Origin of the sequence: Bacillus cereus group sp. MS39, assembly GCF_040448665.1 — a bacterium.
In the GTDB taxonomy this organism is placed as follows: Bacteria; Bacillota; Bacilli; order Bacillales; family Bacillaceae_G; genus Bacillus_A; species Bacillus_A wiedmannii.
In genome coordinates this window covers 186,057-204,197 of the sequence record NZ_CP123058.1, presented here as the reverse complement: position 1 = coordinate 204,197, position 18,141 = coordinate 186,057, and the positions used below count along the sequence as shown (strand labels likewise).

The following is an 18,141-nucleotide window of genomic DNA, read 5'->3' as shown; positions in this document are numbered from 1 at the left end:
GTAGGCGCCACACTTTTTCAAATACAAATAAGCATCTTACATTTCACATCATAATTTGCTCTCAAAAAACATATACCTACATGCATTTTCAATTATAATTCACACAAAATAAAAAGCGCAGAGTAACAACTCCACACCTTTTATTTTCACTATTGTACCACGTTCCCTAAGAAGAAGAAATCCTTCATTAATGGAAAATATTCATAAAAGAAATTGTATCCAATCATCGGCATAATCCCTAGTATTACAATCGAGATTGCACAAAGGCTCATAACAACCTTTATATTCAATGGCAAACGAATTTTCTCTTCCACTCCTCCCGTCCGGAAAAACATTTGCTGTAGAATACGGAAATAATATACGAATGAGATGACTGTCGTCCCCATCATAATAGAAGCTAGTACGTAATGAGCTGGCTCTACATGCAGTGCACCTAAAAAGATGTTAATTTTCCCGATGAAACCAGCTGTTCCTGGTATCCCGGCCAACGATAATATAAAAATCGTCATCACTATCGCTGTAAATGGCGATCGCTTATATAATCCGGTAAAAATGGTAATGTTTTCTTTGTTACTTTGTAAGATTAAGCCGTGAATAATTGCAAATGCGCCTATATTCATAAGCATATACGCAAGCATGTAAAACCACATGCTATCCATCGTAAATGGTGATAATGCTACAAGCGGAACGAGTAAATACCCCGCATGTGCGATTCCCGAATAGGCAAATAGGCGTTTTACGTTATATTGCTTTAACGCTATTACGTTTCCAATAATCATCGTAATACTCGCTAGTACTGCAATGTATATGCTCATACGTCCGTATAAAGATTGCATGTCTCCTTGCACCGATACACTTGCAAAAACCATGAGAAACAGACGAATAATGAGTAAGAATCCAGCAATTTTAGAAATCGTCCCGAGAAAAGCAGTAACAGGTGTAGCCGCTCCCTCATACACATCTGGTGCCCACATATGAAACGGCACTGTCGCAATTTTAAACGAGAGTCCAACGAGTAATAGTAGAAATGCGAGAGCTAACAATAACTGAATACCACCAGCAAGCTCCCCTGCGAATACTTTTTGCATATCCACGATATTAGTTGATCCTGTAATACCGTATAAATAACTCATTCCAAAGAGCGTAATTGCCGTTCCAATTCCTCCGTTAATGACATATTTCATGGCCGCCTCGTTTGACGCACGGTTCCTTTTTCGTATTCCTACTAAAATATATGAAGAAAGTGAAAGCAATTCTAAACCGACGAAAAGTGTAATGAAGTCGATACTAGAAGCCATAAACATAGCCCCAAGAAGTGCCATTAAAAATAAGTAATAATATTCTCCCTTATCTTCAATTGGATTCTTCTTATCATCGCTCATGGCGGTGCATAAGATGAGGGCCGCTCCGCCTAATAACAACGTTTTAAACCCTTTTGAAAAACCATCTAACACAAACGATCCATTTAAAATATCTCCTGTCGGTTCACCGTATAGCGTGATTAACGACACGATTGCTAATATGACGGCTGCGATTGCACTAAGCGCTACATATCTATGATTCAACTTAAAAAACAAATCACATATGGAAAGAAGGATGGCAGCTCCGAGAATAATGAATTCTGGCACCATGAGATGCCATGATAAGCTAAGTAACGTATTCATATCCATCCTACTTCACCCCCAATGTTTTCAATGTATTTTGAAGCGGATCCCCTAGTATTTCTGGCATTACTCCAATTGCAATAATGCAGAAGATAAGTAGCAATATAGGGACATACTCCCATCCGTGTATATCAGCTTTCGCCTCCCACTCTTTCTTACCAAAAGTTACTTGAAGCGTTGCTCTCAATACGTATACAGCGGTTAAAATGATGCCAAGTACACCGACTGCAGCAATGACTGGCTCCCCTTGGAATAAACCGAGAAAGGCAAGAAACTCACTAACAAATCCAGACATTCCTGGCAATCCAAGCGAGGCCATTCCTCCTGCTAAGAAGAATCCGCTAAGTACCGGGACACTTTTTGCGAGTCCGCCAAGCGCTGTAATATCCGACGTTCCAAAGCGCTGTTCTATAACGCCCAGTAAGAAAAAGAGTAAGGCTGCAATTAAACCGTGAGAGACAACTTGGAATAGTGCCCCTTGTATACCTGGTGCATTTAACGCCGCAAGGCCCATTAATACGATGCCCATATGCGAAATACTAGAGTAAGCAAGCACCTTCCGAAAATCCGTTTGGATGAGCGCTAAGAAGGCTCCGTACAATAAATTGATGACTCCTAAAATCGCAATAAGCGTTGCAAACTCGCGAAAGTATTCCGGGAATAGCCCCTTTCCGAAACGAATCATACCGTATGCCCCAATCTTCAGTAAAACGCCCGCGTGAAGCATAACTACAGCCGGATGCGCTTCAATATGCACATTGACCATCCAGCGATGTAACGGGAAAACGGGTAGTTTAATCGCAAAAGCAATCATTATGGCAAGAAACAATCCGAACTGTAAGCTACTTGAGACAGCCATTCCTCCCCCAGCACCTACACTCGTTAATATTTCTTTAAGCTCTGTAATATTTGTTGTACCTGTTTTTGCAAATAAAACTGAGAAAACGATGAGTAAAATAGCGGAGCCAATACCGTTATATATTAAATAACTATAAGCAGCCTTTTCACTCGACAATTTCCCCCACTTTCCAATTAATAAAAACATTGGCGGCAACGTAATTTCAAAGAAGATAAAGAACAACATTAAATTTTGAGCAGCGAAGACGCCGAACATCCCTATTTCTAACATGAGTAGCAGCATATAAAAGGCTTTCAAGTTTCTTTTAATAGTAAATGCCGCAATTGCTGCAAGCATCGCTAGAAGGGCTGTCAGCACCATCATAACGAGCGATAAACCATCAATGCCGAGCTCGTAATAAATGGAAAACCATCTTTTATCCACCGCTGCAAAATCCCCAAATTTAATCCATTCCACTTTTTCATCGAATAGCGACAAACTCTTTCCAGAAGCATATGTACAAGCGAGGACGATAGCGATTCCAAATGGAAGCGCCGTCCCAAATAAACCAAGCGCTCGCACAGTACGCGATTCTTTTTTTGGCGTTAATACAAGTAAGAGAATTCCTAAAAGCGGGGAAAAAATGAAGAACGTTAATAACAAATCATTCATCGTAAATCCCCTCCCGTATAGAGCAAAATAATGACGAGTACTGCAAGCGAAACAGCTGTTACAGTGCCGTACACTTGTACATTTCCGTTTTGGAGTCTAGAACCGAGTCCGCTTATCCCTTTAACTAGACTCCCTATTAAAACGGCAATTCCTTCGACTACATACACCTCAAATAAGCGAAGCACATGAGCGATTCCCTTCGTAATAGGGAGCACCGTCATATTGTATAGTTCATCCACATAATATTTTTCTTTCAAAAGGTTATAAAGAGGTGTTCCATCGCCCCCAGCCCAATCTCTAGAAATAGATTTCTTGCCATATATGAAATATGCAAGAGCAATCCCAGCCAAGGAAACGAGCGTCGCAACAAGCATAATCCAAACTGGTCCATGTGCCTCTCGCACTTTAAATGCTACATCTTTCGTAAGCCAATCCCCGAGGAATGTCCCAAACCATGGTGTATTCATATAACCCGCCACTACGGCGAGAACACCAAGGACGATCATCGGATACGTCATAACGCGGGGCGATTCATGCACATCTTCCTTTGTCTTTGCTTCCCCAGTAAAGACAAGGAAGTAGAGCCGGAACATGTAGAATGCTGTTAAAAATGCTGCAATTACTGCTAATATGAATAAAACGTAATTGCCATTCATCCAAGTCACCGCTAAAATTTCATCTTTACTAAAGAAACCAGAAAGGAGCGGAACCCCACTAATTGCAAGTGTACCGATTAAAAATAGTGCACCCGTTACTTTCATCTTCTTCTGTAAACCGCCCATTTTATTAATGTCTTGCGTATGCACTGCATGAATGACACTTCCTGCCGCCAAAAATAGTAGCGCTTTAAAAAAGGCGTGTGTCGTTAAATGGAAAACACCAGCTACATAACCAGCAGATCCTAATGCGAGCATCATATAACCTAGCTGGCTAACCGTAGAATAAGCAAGCACTCTCTTTATATCCGTTTGTACAAGACCGATAGAAGCCGCAAAGATTGCCGTGAAAGCTCCAACGATTGCCACTGTCTGCATCGCCACCGCACTTGCTGAAAATAGCGGGAACATCGTCGCCACTAAATACACGCCAGCTGCGACCATCGTCGCCGCATGAATAAGTGCCGAAACAGGCGTAGGCCCCTCCATTGCATCTGGTAACCACGTATGAAGCGGGAACTGACCTGACTTCCCCATCGCCCCGATAAAAATTAATATCGCTGTTATTGTAATCATCGTAGGGGTAAGATCACCCGTACGAATCGCCCTAAATATTGCGTCATATTCAAAACTACCCGCGTGCCAAAAAAGTAAGATCATCCCAATAAATAAACCGACATCTCCAATACGAGTCATAATAAAAGCCTTTTTCGCAGCAGCTTTCGCTTCTTCTTTAAAGAAATAAAAACCGATGAGTAAAAATGAACCAAGGCCAACTAACTCCCAAAATATATAAAGCTGTAATAAATTCGGTGATATAACGAGCCCGAGCATTGCAAATGTGAAGAGCCCTAAATAGGCATAAAAGGTTGGTAATCTTTCATCACCTTTCATATAACCTTTCGAATACACATGTACAAGTAAACTCACAAGTGTAACGATAAACAGCATTAAAGCCCCTAATGCAGTCACTTCAAAGCCAAATGATATATCAATATCTCCCGTTCTAAGCCATACCCACTTATGCTTCAATCCTACTTTCGAAAACCGTTCTACTAATACAAGTACCGCAAATATAAAGGAGAGAAAGACGAGGAAAATACTAAGTACACTGCTTCCTTCTCTAATTTTCTTCCCGAATATAAGTAATAAAAAAAACGAAACAAGCGGGAAAAGCGGTATGAGCCATGCATAATCGATCATTGTTTCCTTCCCCCTTTTCGGTCACAATGTTATCCTTTGAGCGTATCCATTTCATCTACATGAACCGTCGTACGATTACGATACAAAGCAATTAAAATGGCGAGTCCTACCGCCGCCTCCGCTGCTGCTACAGCCATCGTAAACAGAGAGAAAATTTGCCCTGTTAAATTTGGGAACAAACCTAATTTACTAAACGCGACTAAATTTAAATTGGCCGCGTTTAGCATTAATTCAATACAAACTAATACAATCACTGTATTTCGCTTCGTTAAAGCTCCAAACAAACCGATGCAAAACAAAATAATCGCAAGCGTTAAATATGCAGAAGCTGGAACACTACTCATTGGAATCCTCCTCTTTCTCATCCTTCTTCGCAAGTATAATCGCGCCAACAAGTGCTACAAGTAAAATAACTGAGGTTAACTCAAATGGAATAATATATTTCGAATAGAGAAGTGTACCGATTTGAAGTGTGTTTTTTTCATGGAGAGGTAAACTTCCTTGTGTGCTTTCATTTGCAAAATCAATATTGTTAACAGCGAAATACATAACTGCCCCAAATGCTACAACCGCAAAGAAGATAATCCATTTTCGAAGAGTAAGACGCAATTCATTTTCTGCGTTATGTTGCGTTAACATAATGCCAAAAATCATAATAATTGTAATCGCACCGGAGTAAAGTAAAATTTGTGCAACTCCGATAAATTCGGCCGATAAAAGAAAGTACAAACCTGCGATACTAAGAAATGTCAGAACGAGAGCTAGCATCATATGCATGACTTTCGTTAAGTTCAACATAAGAACACCGCCGATAATTGCAGACAAGGATAGTATAAAGAATGCTACAAACTCGCCATTCATGCTTTATTCTCCTTCCTGACGTTTTCGTCGTTTTCGTCAAGCCATTGCAAATTTTTAAATAAATCATCACGTGAATATTCCGCGAGCTCAAAGTTATTTGTCATAACAATCGCCTCTGTCGGACAAACTTCTGTACATAAATCACACAGAATACAAATTTCAAAATTAATATCGTACGTGTCGATAATTTTTCCTTTTTTCGTAGGATCCGGATGTTTTTTTCCTGTTAACTGAATACAGTCTGTCGGACAAATGTTGGAGCATTGGTTACAAACAATACACTTTTCCGGATAAAACTTTTGAATACCTCGAAAGCGGTCTGGCAACGGCAACGGTTGATTCGGATAATCGTAAGTCACCTTCTTCTTACTCAAATTGCTTAATGTATATTTTAATCCTTTAAATAGTCCTTTCATCTCTTACTGGCACCCCCCTCATAGATTAGAAGAATAACTCCTTAATCAATGCCGTTAAGAAAATATTCGCAAGTGCAATTGGCAATAATACTTTCCAGCCAAACTCCATTAACTGGTCACCTCTTATACGCGGAAACGTAACGCGGAACCAAATTAATAGAAAGACTACACTGCTAAATTTCAAAGCAAACCATACCGATCCCGGGATAAATCCAAGGAACATAACTGGATTCCATCCGCCTAAAAAGAGCACTGTAATTAAAGATGACATTCCGAAGAAATATACGTACTCTGAAAGCATGAAAAACGCCCATCGAAACCCTGAGTATTCCGTATGATATCCAGAAACAAGTTCCGATTCTGCTTCTGGTAAATCAAACGGCGTCCTATTTAACTCTGCTACCGCCGCGATTAAGAAAACGACGAAACCGATTGGCTGCACGAAAATGTACCAAACATTCTCCTGTGCCGCTACAATTTCATTTAAATTCAGGCTACCAGCTAACAAAACGACGCCAATTACACTCATTACGAGCGGAATTTCATAAGAAATCATTTGCGCCGCCGCACGCATCCCTCCTAAAAGGGAATATTTATTATTGGATGCCCATCCTCCGGTTACGACACCAATCGTCGTAATGCCAGAAACAGCAATGTAATACAGTAAGCCTACGCCAATATCCGCGAACTGAAATTTATCAGTAAACGGGATGACTGCAAGCACCATAAATGCCGGTGCGAATGCAATGACAGGCGCTAATATAAACAACGGTTTATCTGCCGCTTTCGGAATACTATCTTCTTTCAATAATAGTTTTAAAACATCAGCTACCGTTTGCAGTAAACCGAACCGGCCCCCAACTTGGTTTGGTCCAATCCGCCCTTGCATAAAACCCATTACTTTTCGTTCTGCCAAAATACCATATGTAACGAAGCCAAGGACTGCAAATAATAGAAGCACCGCTAATCCGAAAAAAATGAAGAAATTCGTCCAGCTTGAAGGTGATTGTAAGAGCGTTTCAATCATTAGCCATCAACCTCCCCAAGTACAATATCAACTCCACCTAAAATCGTAATTAAATTGGCGATGTTTTCACCTTTCAATAACTTCGGTAAAATTTGCAAATTGTAAAAAGACGGCCTGCGAAACTTCAAGCGGTACGGCTCTTTCTTTCCATCACTAGCAATATAGCAACCAATCTCTCCTCGCGGCGATTCTATACGGACGAACGCTTCCCCTTTAGGCGCCTTAATGATTTTCGGCACTTTCGCTAGCACAGCTCCGTCTTTCGGGAACTGCTGGACAGCTTGCTCAACAATTTTTAATGACTCCTCAATCTCTTGCATGCGGCAAACGTAACGATCCCAAGCATCTCCCACACTCCCAACAGGAATATCGAAATCAAAACGATCATAAATGGAGTACGGTTCATCCTTGCGAAGATCCCAGTTTACTCCGGTACACCGCAAATTCGCTCCGCTTAAAGAATACGAAATCGCTTCTTCCGCGCTATATATACCAACGCCTTTTACGCGATTTAAGAAAATCTCATTACCGCTAACGAGATCATGATAACCTGCCAATTGTTCTCGCATATACGGAACAAACTCTTCCACTTTTTCAATCCAACCGTCCGGCGCATCCCACTTTACACCCCCGACTCTCATATAGTTAAAAGTAAGACGGGCACCGCATAATTCGTTTAATAAATTTATAATCATCTCTCGTTCACGAAAAGCGTATAAAAACGGGCTGACCGCTCCTATATCAAGAAGATTTGTCCCCCACCAAACGAGGTGGCTCGCAATCCTTCCAAGCTCCATTGCAAGTACTCGTAAGTATTCGGCCCGCTCCGGGATTTCAAGCCCCATCATCGTCTCTACAGCATGGCAAATGACGTAATTATTCGTCATGGCCGATAAATAGTCCATTCGATCTGTATAAGGGATAATTTGCGTATACTGTAAGCTCTCGGCAATCTTTTCGGTCCCGCGATGCAAATATCCAATAACTGGTGTAGCTTCTTTAATAATTTCCCCGTCAATCTTAATAACAAGCCTGAACACACCATGCGTACTCGGATGCTGAGGCCCTACATTCAAAAGCATTTCTTCCGTACGGATCATAAGCTACACCTCCACATCATACGGTTCATAATCTTTCCGAAGCGGATACCCTATCCAATCATCAGGCATTAAAATACGTGATAAATTCGGATGTCCCTTAAATACAATGCCGAGCAAATCATACGCTTCTCGCTCTGGCCAGTCCGCTCCTTTCCAAAGCGCTGCAACCGACTCTACTTCTGGTGCTTCCCTATCCAACTTCACCTTCACCGCTACTGACTGTTTCTTTCCATATGAAAATAAATGAACATACACTTCCATATGTGTCACAAAATCCGTCGCATGTAGCTCTGACATATAATCAAAAGCAAGTCCCTCATGGAATCGCAGTAACTCCATTACTTCATAATATTTTGAGGGCTCCACCACAAGAGTTGGCACGTCTTTTGAAAGTTTATTAATGTAGGAATCTACTAACGTATCCTCTCCAATTTTCCCCTTAATAACTTCAACATACTGATTTAAATACGGCTGATTCACGGATGGCTCTTCCTGCTTCGGCTCCTCTTCCGCTTTACCTTCAGCGCCCTTTGTTTTCGCCCTTGCTGCCGCTTTTGCCTTCGCTGCTGCAATTGCCTTCGCCTTTTCATCTCCCGATTTCCCATCACCTAGCGAGGCCTTCTGCTTCGCTAAAGCCGCTGCCTTTGCCTTTGCTACCGCCACGGCCTTCGCCTTCGCTTTGGCCCTTTCTTCTTCCGTTACTTCTTCGGTTCCTTCTCTTTTTTGCTTTGCTAATGCTGCCGCTTTTGCTTTCGCGGCTGCTGCTGCCTTCGCCTTCGCTTTTGCCTTTTCTTCTTCCGTTACCTCTTCTGTTCCTTCTCTTTTTTGCTTTGCTAATGCTGCCGCTTTTGCTTTCGCGGCTGCTGCTGCCTTCGCCTTCGCTTTTGCCTTTTCTTCTTCCGTTACCTCTTCTGTTCCTTCTCTTTTTTGCTTCGCTAACGCTGCCACTTTTGCTTTTGCGGCTGCTGCTGCCTTCGCTTTCGCTTTTGCCTTTTCTTCTTCCGTTACCTCTTCTGTTCCTTCTCTTTTTTGCTTTGCTAATGCTGCCGCTTTTGCTTTTGCGGCTGCTGCTGCACGTCGTTTTACTTCTTCCACAGTCATACCATCACTTTTTGGTAGCGCTTTCTCTTTTTCTCGATTTTCTTCCTCAAGTTTACTTATTTCCGCATCATGTTTCGCAACGAGACGCTTTCTCGCCTCTTCTTTCGCATGCCTAGCCGCTTCTCTTTTCAAATCCTCTAGGTCTTTATTTGGATCACTCATTTATTCGTCACCTGCTTTCCCGTCTTTGCCTCGTAACGAATTTTTTCTTTCAATTTATTAATTCCATAAATTAAAGCAGCAGGATTGGGTGGGCAACCAGGAATATACACATCAACTGGTACAATTTGATCCACACCTTTCACAACAGCGTATGAATTTACATATGGGCCACCTGCTGTCGCACAAGATCCCATTGCAATCACCCATTTTGGTTCAGGCATTTGATCGTATAAACGCCGAACAATAGGAGCCATCTTCTTCGTTACTGTTCCCGACACAATCATAACGTCCGATTGCCTTGGCGATGTCCGAAAAAATGACCCAAATCGATCTAAATCGTAATGTGATGAACCTACTCCCATCATTTCAATTGCACAGCATGCCAGTCCGAATGTCATCGGCCATAAAGAATTGCTTCGTGCCCATCCTTTTAACTGCTCCAATGTAGAAAAAAAGATATTTCGTTCTAATTCCGCCCGCTCATTTGGATGTAATTCCTCAAAATTTATAACCATTGTAACACCTTCTTTTTCCAAGCATACGCTAATCCAACTAGCAACATTACAACAAAGATGAGCATTTCAATTAGTGCAAATAAACCGAGCTTGTCATATGCAACAGCCCATGGATATAAAAATAAAGTTTCTACATCAAAGATGACAAACAATAAAGCAAAAATATAATAACGAGCATGAAACCGAATATTTGCATCATGAAAAGGCTCAATCCCACTCTCATACGTCGTCGCTTTCGCTGCACTTGGTTTGTTTGGACGCAGCATCTTTCCTAATGTAAGAGCCACTACCGGCAGCAATATACCTAATAGCAAGAAAATCAAAACGATCATATAACTATTTTCATATACACTTGCCATTGTGAAACCCTCCCCCCTGAATTAAGAACAAGTTCACTTAGTAAACAATATGTCCTAGTTGCAGTAATTATTATTTTTAAATTTTTCTAAATAATGCAACTATTTTAATCATTATAGCAAACTTCAAATTCCTATGTCGATATATTGGGGACCGAAACGAGAATTATTAAAATCTATTTTTATAACTCGCTATATCTGTGTAAAATAAGTATAGAAATTATATATATGTTTCAAGAAACAATAAAAAATAAAAAGAGGAATTTATATGTATATACCGTGGGTGAGATAAATGAAAAAACAAACACATGTAAGTATTCTTATAAGCATTATATTGTTATCTATAGCGATTCATTACGTGGCAATGCCTTTTCTATATGAATACTCATTTCCTTTTCAAATATTAATTGGAATGAGTACCTTATTCATTGATATTATCGCTTGTAGTTATATACTTTATTTTTCAAATAGAAAAGAAGGGTTACCTCGTTTATTTTGGACCATTTTATGTGTTGGAACCCTCTCTTATTTCATTGGTGATATGGTCGTTGCCTATCAACGTTTAATTTTAAAGGACTACTATACATTCGTTGATCCGTCCGATTTTTTTTACTTACTTTTTTTAATTAGCTTTGCATTTGCATTTCTATATGAAATCATCTATAACCGCGATTTATTAGAAAAGCTTTTTATGATATGTGATATTTGTATTATTGTTACAGCACAATTCACTTTAAGTTACTACTTACTTATTGAACGCACCATTCACGTTTCTTCAACATCCTATATCGACATATTTGTTCAACTTACCTATCCAATGGCCGATTTGCTCTTTCTTCTCATAGGAATCAATCTGTTATTCAAGCCATTATCCTTATTATCCAAAAAAGTTGGTGCGCTTCTTGGCAGTGCTTTAATTTTATATGCTACTACAGATGCGATTTATGCTTATATTAAATACTTCACACCCGAGTATTCTATGTTTACAGTTACTCCTCTCTATCAAGTAACTTTAGTACTAGTAGCAATCGCCTGTATTCTGCATACAAAAGAACCTGAAAAACAAGAGCAAGTACTATTAACACCTAAACTTGGGGAATCGATCAGATTGTCATTACCTTATATTTCTGTAGTAATGCTTATTGTTTTTATACTAGTTGAATATGTTTTTGCACCTATTGTAGTAATCGGGCTTATAATAACTTTCTCCTTCGTTCTCATACGCCATAGTTTAGTTCGAAAACAAAATAAAATATTATTACTAGCCCAAATGCAATTCAACTCGGAACTCGAAAAACAAATTGAACTGCGTACAGAAGATTTAGTAGAACAAAAAAATGAACTATATCATAACCAACAGATGTTTAAATCTTTATATGAGCATCATCCAGATCCAATCTTCACCTTAGATTTGTACGGTAATTTTCTCAAAGTGAATAACGCTGGTACTACTTTGCTCGGTTATCAAACGAATGAATTATTAAATCAACCTTACTATTCACTTATGTATGAAGAAGATTTGGAAGAAATCATTAGTGCCTTTCATCGGGTAAAAAAGGGGAAATCTATTTCTTTAGAAGTACGGGCATATCATAAAAATAGGGATATTTACTACTTGCATGTTACAGCAGTTCCTATCTTTTTAAAGGATCATATTTCTGGTGTTTATTTAATGATTAAAGATATTACGGAAAGCAAACAACAACAAGAACAAATTAATTTTCTAGCATATCATGATACTTTAACAGAGCTTGCAAATCGCCGTGCATTTCATCAATATGTAGAACAAGCAATTGCTCGATCCGAAATATCAAAAAGGCCTTTTGCTGTTATGTTTCTCGACCTAGACCGCTTTAAGGTTATTAATGATACCCTCGGTCATAGGGTAGGAGACCTTCTATTAATTGCCGTAGCAAAAAGACTAGAAAGACTATCGACACCAAATATGAAGCTCGCCCGGCTAGCTGGGGATGAGTTCACAATCCTTATCGAAAATTATAAAAAAAGACCCGATGTAAAAAAAATGGCTGATACGATTGTAGCAGCCATGAACGAACCATTCGAAATTGAAAGTCAACATTTACAAATCTCACCGAGCATCGGGATTGCAATATATCCTGAAGCAGGTGAAGATCCATTGTCCATTTTACAGCATGCTGATATGGCCATGTACGAAGCAAAAAATAAAGGGAAAAATGGTAGCTCTCTGTACACGAAAGAATTGTATAAAAAAATGGAACGAAAAGCTCGAATTGAAAAAGATTTACCACTCGCTTTAGTAAACGAAGAGTTTTATCTCGTCTATCAACCACAAATTGATATTACGACGAAAAAGATTATTGGTGCTGAATCATTAATACGCTGGAAACACCCACTCCTAGGTGACATTCCGCCATGTGAGTTCATTCCAATTGTAGAAGAGACGCCTCAAGTCATTCCACTCGGTCATTGGGTATTAAAAGAATCTTGTCGCCAGTTAAAAATATGGCATACTTTCGGCTACACAGATTTAAAAATAAGTGTGAACTTATCTGCAAAAGAGTTCCAGCAAGATCATTTAATCGAGAACATTTCACAAATACTAACAGACATTAAAGTCGATCCAAAGCATGTAACACTTGAGCTAACAGAACGAATTGCAATGATCAACGAAAAAGAAACATTATCAAGACTAAAACAATTAAAGGAATATGGTATTCAAACGTCCATTGATGACTTCGGTACCGGCTATTCTTCTCTCGCTTATTTATCAATTTTCCCTATAGATACATTAAAAGTACCGAGAGAATTTACACAACTAGCCGATCATCGGCCTGAGGAACGAGCTATTGTTTCCACTATCCTTTCCCTTGCAAATACTTTAAACCTTTCTGTCGTTGCTGAAGGAATTGAAACAGAAAAACAACTTAAGTTTCTACAAAAGAACAACTGTAAATATATGCAAGGCTACTATTTCAGTAAACCACTTACTAGTCATCAATTTATAAAATTTCTACAAAAAACACCCAGTATGAACCAATAGCTCATACTGGGTGTTTTTATAGTGTCGGAATTGTTTTCTCGTAATACTCCTCTGCAATTTCTTCATAAAAAGCTGCTGACGTCGTATAAAAATATGGAATTAGCCATAGGAATCCAATCCCGAGCGTAATACAACTTAATATAAACCAACCAATAAAGCTTAAACATAAAATGAAATACTCCATCTTATGTCCATCCATCATACGACGGCTTTCTGTAATAGCTTGATTTATGGAATACTCAGGATGATCATTTATTATAAAGTACGTCATCGCATAAGAAAATGATTTAATAATGCCTGGAATAATAAATAGTAAAAACCATAAGAAAATATAAATGTTCACTACTATATATAATAAAAATGACTTTATAAACTTACTTACTTCTGTAAACCATCTGAATATATGCCCAATACGCGCTTCCTTTTCACGAATGATATGTAGCGCTAAATGATAACCACCTAGCGTTAATGGACCTACCATCAATATTGTAATAACGTCTACTGAAAGTGAGTTATTTACTTCTTTCCAATCCCAAAATTGAGAGAAAATGAAATCAATACTAAAGCTAAAAGCTAAAATAAGAATCGAAATCAGTAATGTTGCCCCGACAGCTAATCCCCATTTCCCTTCTAATGAATCTAACGCTTCTCCTTTTAAATCACTAATCATATTGTTCCTCCTATACGTAATAACTCTATTAGTATAGCATGTTCCTACTACAATTCGTCTTTTGAAAGATAACGATAAAAATGCGCTGTCGTTGTACTCATATACGGGCTAAGCCAAAGAAAACCAATTCCAAGTGTAAGAATTGCTAAAATACCCCATCCTATAAAACTAAGCCATAAAAGAAACAAATCTAACTTATGTCCCTTCATAAGATGCTTACTTTCTTTCATTGCTCGTGACACACTATACTCTGGATTTTCAATCATTACATAGTACGTCATCGCATAAGAAAAATACATCACAATCATAACAACGATTGAAATAGCTAATAGTACAAAGAAAGCGATAGTAAACGACGTATTTCCTTCTTCACCGAAAAATGCGAATAAGGCTACTAGCAACATTGGAATCCATGTACCTGTATATAATAAAATCGCAAGCATTGCCCACATCGTTTTCATCATTCTTTTAAAGCCACGAAATCCTTCGAATAAGTGATCTACTTTAGCACCTTCTCGTTTACTAATCTGTAAAAATACATTTGTATAACCGTATGATGTAATTCCATACGATGCGTTACTCAAAATTATTATGATGCAATAAAAAATACCAAATGTAATACCTGCTCCGATTGACATCGTTTCCTCTTCAACTGATCCAGTTAAGCTAACAACTAAGAAAAATATAATAATTCCTGGAATTAACATTATAAGCATTGCAGCCATTGAAACAACATAACTTAAAATAAAATATAAAATCGTTGATCCAACACCTAGCCCCCATTTTCCCTTTAAAGAGTGCAACGCTTCTCGTTTCATTTCACCGATCATTTATTCATCCCCTTTATAAATTGTTGTACATTCTCTACTTATACAAGCATCAATATAAGTATACCATTTTTGTAAAATTATCCATGAACTACACAAAAAAATCCGTAAAGGCAAAGCCTTTACGGATTTTTTATTTCATATCGGAAACGTTTAAACGGTTCACAGCACGTTGTAATGCCATTTCTGCACGTCTAAAGTCAACATGTGCTTGTTTATCTTGCATACGTTGTTCAGCGCGACGCTTCGCTTCATTTGCACGATGGATATCGATATGGTTTGCTTCTTCAGCAGATGATGATAATACAGTTACTTTATCTGGACGAACTTCGATAAAGCCACCGCTTACTGCTACATAATCAGTGTGTCCACCATGTTTCAGACGAACTGCACTAATTTTTAATGGTGCAACAGTTGGAATGTGACCCGGTAAGATCCCCATTTCCCCACTCTCTGCTTTTACGCTTACCATTTCTACTTCTTTTTCGTAAACCGGTCCATCAGGAGTTACAATACTGACTGGAAATGTCTTCATAATTCGTCCCTCCTAAGGCCTTACGCCATCATTTTCTTCGCGTTTTCAATAACTTCTTCAATACCACCTACAAGACGGAATGCATCTTCTGGAAGGTCATCATATTTTCCTTCTAGAATTTCTTTAAATCCGCTAACTGTATTTTTTACAGGTACGTAAGAACCTTTTTGACCTGTAAACTGCTCAGCTACGTGGAAGTTTTGAGATAAGAAGAATTGAATACGACGAGCACGATGTACAACTAACTTATCTTCTTCAGATAACTCATCCATACCTAAGATAGCGATGATATCTTGAAGCTCTTTATAACGCTGTAAAGTTTGCTGTACTTGACGAGCTACTTCATAATGCTCTTCTCCTACGATTTCTGGAGAAAGTGCACGAGATGTAGATGCTAATGGATCTACGGCTGGGTAAATACCCATTTGTGTTAAACGACGCTCTAAGTTTGTTGTTGCATCTAAGTGAGCGAACGTTGTAGCTGGTGCTGGATCCGTATAGTCATCGGCTGGTACATATACCGCTTGGATAGACGTGATAGACCCTTTATTTGTAGATGTAATACGCTCTTGTAATTGACCCATTTCTGTTGCAAGTGTCGGTTGGTAACCTACCGCAGATGGCATACGACCAAGAAGGGCAGATACTTCAGAACCTGCTTGCGTGAAACGGAAGATATTATCGATGAACAATAGTACGTCTTGTCCTTGCTCATCACGGAAATGTTCAGCCATTGTTAAACCTGTTAATGCAACACGTTGACGTGCTCCAGGTGGCTCATTCATTTGTCCGAATACCATCGCAGTTTTCTTAATTACGCCAGAATCGCTCATTTCGTGGTATAAATCGTTACCCTCACGAGTACGCTCACCTACACCAGCGAATACAGAGATACCACCGTGTTCTTGTGCGATGTTGTTAATTAATTCCTGAATTAATACAGTTTTACCTACACCGGCACCACCGAATAGACCGATCTTACCACCCTTAATATAAGGAGCAAGTAAGTCTACTACTTTAATACCAGTTTCAAGAATTTCTACTTTAGTAGATAATTCTTCGAATGCAGGTGCTTGACGGTGAATTGGATCACGACGTACATCCGCAGGAACTTCACCATCTAAGTCAATTGCATCACCTAATACGTTAAATACGCGACCAAGTGTTACATCACCAACTGGTACAGAGATTGCTTTACCAGTATCTTCTACTTCTGTGCCACGAACAAGTCCATCTGTGGAAGACATTGCAACTGTACGAACTGTATCATCACCTAAATGAAGTGCAACTTCAAATGTTAAGTTAATGCTTGTTCCGTTTTCGTTGCTTTGTTTTACCGTAAGGGCGTTGTAGATTTCTGGTAGCTTTCCGCCATCAAACTTAACGTCTACAACCGGACCCATGATTTGCGTAACGCGCCCTTTATTCATCGGGTTCCCTCCTAGCTTTCTTTTAATTAGCCAGCTTTCTAAGAGAAGTCGGCTTTTAATTTTTTATTAGTGTAGCTTTCGCAGTTCTCCTGAAAGAACCGCTTCCACTTTTTAATACTATTCTAACGCTGCTGCTCCACCAACGATTTCCGTAATCTCTTGCGTAATCGCTGCTTGACGCGCACGGTTGAATGAAAGTGTAAGTGAATCGATAACTTCCATTGCGTTGTCTGTAGCACTCTTCATTGCTGTCATACGCGCTGCGTGTTCACTTGCTTTACCGTCTAGTAATGCACCGTACACTAAGCTTTCTGCGTATTGTGGCAATAATACTTTTAAAATTTCTTCTTCAGAAGGTTCGAATTCATAAGCTGTCGTCGGTTTGTCAGACGCCACATCAGTAAGCGGTAAAATTTTATTTTCCGTTACTTCTTGTGAAATTTTACTTACGTAATGGTTGTAGTAAATATACAGCTCATCATAAGCACCATCTGCGAACATCGCAATTGCTCGAGAAGCAAGGTCTTTAATATCAGTAAATGATGGGTGGTCAGATAATCCAACTACTTCATCAATGATGTTAAAGCCGCGACGTTTTAAATAATCACGTCCTAGTCGGCCAAGCACAATAATTGAATATTGGTTTGAATCCATATTATGACGTTCACGAATTACGTTACTTACTGTACGTAATACGTTACTGTTATAACCACCTGCTAGTCCGCGATCAGATGTAATAACGATGTACCCTGTACGCTTTACAGGGCGCGAATTTAACATTGGGTGATTAATCCCTTTACTTCCTTGCGCAATGCTCGCTACTACTTCTTGAATCTTTTCCATATACGGAACGAAAGATTTAGCATTTTGCTCTGCACGGTTTAACTTAGATGCAGATACCATCTCCATCGCTTTCGTAATTTGGCTCGTTTTCTTTGTCGAGGTAATCTTCGCTTTTATATCGCGTAAAGATGCCACAGGTTTTCACCACCTTTTTTCCAGAAGTTGGCACGATTAGTAAGAATCCTCTTCCTAATCTACGTTGCAAGATATTCTTGCTCATGATTGAAGGAAAAGAATAGGTGC

General features: G+C 39.2%; 17 protein-coding genes. 1 reads left to right on the top strand and 16 read right to left on the bottom strand.

Annotated features, from left to right (window positions below):
- Nucleotides 1-149: 149 nt before the first annotated feature.
- Genes nuoN through nuoA form a run of 11 tightly spaced genes read right to left on the bottom strand, consistent with a single transcriptional unit; the run spans nucleotide 150 to nucleotide 10,574 of the window.
- The gene (gene nuoN, locus QEP67_RS00980; RefSeq protein WP_342355822.1) at nucleotides 150-1,664 is read right to left on the bottom strand and encodes an NADH-quinone oxidoreductase subunit NuoN; all 1,515 of its coding nucleotides are present in this window, start codon (nucleotides 1,662-1,664) and stop codon (nucleotides 150-152) included.
- 7 nt (nucleotides 1,665-1,671) lie between these two features.
- Nucleotides 1,672-3,174 (bottom strand): NADH-quinone oxidoreductase subunit M, encoded by a 1,503-nt coding sequence (locus QEP67_RS00975; protein ID WP_000998945.1) that lies wholly within the window; start codon nucleotides 3,172-3,174, stop codon nucleotides 1,672-1,674.
- Complete coding sequence (nuoL, locus tag QEP67_RS00970; RefSeq protein WP_074651571.1) at nucleotides 3,171-5,033, bottom strand: NADH-quinone oxidoreductase subunit L; 1,863 nt, start codon at nucleotides 5,031-5,033, stop codon at nucleotides 3,171-3,173. The genes QEP67_RS00975 and nuoL overlap by 4 nt, the downstream gene beginning before the upstream one ends.
- A 29-nt stretch (nucleotides 5,034-5,062) precedes the next feature.
- Entirely contained in the window at nucleotides 5,063-5,377 is a 315-nt protein-coding gene (gene nuoK / locus QEP67_RS00965) for an NADH-quinone oxidoreductase subunit NuoK (RefSeq protein ID WP_000100078.1), read from the bottom strand.
- Nucleotides 5,370-5,894 (bottom strand): NADH-quinone oxidoreductase subunit J, encoded by a 525-nt coding sequence (locus QEP67_RS00960; RefSeq protein ID WP_073517184.1) that lies wholly within the window; start codon nucleotides 5,892-5,894, stop codon nucleotides 5,370-5,372. Before QEP67_RS00960 ends, nuoK begins: the two co-directional genes overlap by 8 nt.
- Nucleotides 5,891-6,310: an NADH-quinone oxidoreductase subunit NuoI gene (gene nuoI, locus QEP67_RS00955; protein ID WP_000677191.1), complete on the bottom strand. Its 420-nt coding sequence runs from the start codon at nucleotides 6,308-6,310 to the stop codon at nucleotides 5,891-5,893. The genes QEP67_RS00960 and nuoI overlap by 4 nt, the downstream gene beginning before the upstream one ends.
- Nucleotides 6,311-6,335: 25 nt before the next feature.
- Nucleotides 6,336-7,337 (bottom strand): NADH-quinone oxidoreductase subunit NuoH, encoded by a 1,002-nt coding sequence (gene nuoH, locus QEP67_RS00950; RefSeq protein WP_048566712.1) that lies wholly within the window; start codon nucleotides 7,335-7,337, stop codon nucleotides 6,336-6,338.
- Nucleotides 7,337-8,437: an NADH-quinone oxidoreductase subunit NuoD gene (gene nuoD / locus QEP67_RS00945; RefSeq protein ID WP_000621434.1), complete on the bottom strand. Its 1,101-nt coding sequence runs from the start codon at nucleotides 8,435-8,437 to the stop codon at nucleotides 7,337-7,339. The genes nuoH and nuoD overlap by 1 nt, the downstream gene beginning before the upstream one ends.
- Before the next feature lie 3 nt (nucleotides 8,438-8,440).
- Nucleotides 8,441-9,700: an NADH-quinone oxidoreductase subunit C gene (locus QEP67_RS00940; RefSeq protein WP_071743645.1), complete on the bottom strand. Its 1,260-nt coding sequence runs from the start codon at nucleotides 9,698-9,700 to the stop codon at nucleotides 8,441-8,443.
- On the bottom strand, nucleotides 9,697-10,215 hold the full coding sequence (gene nuoB / locus QEP67_RS00935; protein ID WP_000236331.1) for an NADH-quinone oxidoreductase subunit NuoB: 519 nt from the start codon (nucleotides 10,213-10,215) through the stop codon (nucleotides 9,697-9,699). Before nuoB ends, QEP67_RS00940 begins: the two co-directional genes overlap by 4 nt.
- Nucleotides 10,206-10,574, bottom strand: coding sequence for an NADH-quinone oxidoreductase subunit NuoA (gene nuoA / locus QEP67_RS00930; RefSeq protein WP_000179270.1), 369 nt, complete (start codon nucleotides 10,572-10,574; stop codon nucleotides 10,206-10,208). Before nuoA ends, nuoB begins: the two co-directional genes overlap by 10 nt.
- A 289-nt stretch (nucleotides 10,575-10,863) precedes the next feature.
- On the opposite strand from nuoA, the gene QEP67_RS00925 reads away from it, so the two are divergent.
- Nucleotides 10,864-13,593, top strand: a complete 2,730-nt coding sequence (locus QEP67_RS00925) for an EAL domain-containing protein (protein WP_353706496.1) — start codon at nucleotides 10,864-10,866, stop codon at nucleotides 13,591-13,593.
- Nucleotides 13,594-13,609: 16 nt separating this feature from the next.
- Here the strand turns inward: QEP67_RS00925 and QEP67_RS00920 are convergent, their stop codons facing one another.
- The 5 genes from QEP67_RS00920 to atpG all read right to left on the bottom strand — a co-directional run bounded on the left by QEP67_RS00920 (nucleotide 13,610) and on the right by atpG (nucleotide 18,033).
- Complete coding sequence (locus QEP67_RS00920; RefSeq protein WP_048566715.1) at nucleotides 13,610-14,263, bottom strand: DUF975 family protein; 654 nt, start codon at nucleotides 14,261-14,263, stop codon at nucleotides 13,610-13,612.
- Between the two features lie 47 nt (nucleotides 14,264-14,310).
- On the bottom strand, nucleotides 14,311-15,093 hold the full coding sequence (locus QEP67_RS00915) for a DUF975 family protein (protein WP_000578786.1): 783 nt from the start codon (nucleotides 15,091-15,093) through the stop codon (nucleotides 14,311-14,313).
- A gap of 130 nt (nucleotides 15,094-15,223) precedes the next feature.
- Nucleotides 15,224-15,625: a F0F1 ATP synthase subunit epsilon gene (gene atpC / locus QEP67_RS00910; protein ID WP_000847206.1), complete on the bottom strand. Its 402-nt coding sequence runs from the start codon at nucleotides 15,623-15,625 to the stop codon at nucleotides 15,224-15,226.
- Between the two features lie 20 nt (nucleotides 15,626-15,645).
- Nucleotides 15,646-17,055 (bottom strand): F0F1 ATP synthase subunit beta, encoded by a 1,410-nt coding sequence (gene atpD / locus QEP67_RS00905; protein ID WP_046960137.1) that lies wholly within the window; start codon nucleotides 17,053-17,055, stop codon nucleotides 15,646-15,648.
- 117 nt (nucleotides 17,056-17,172) lie between these two features.
- Entirely contained in the window at nucleotides 17,173-18,033 is an 861-nt protein-coding gene (gene atpG, locus QEP67_RS00900) for a F0F1 ATP synthase subunit gamma (protein WP_000157704.1), read from the bottom strand.
- Between the last annotated feature and the right edge of the window lie 108 nt (nucleotides 18,034-18,141).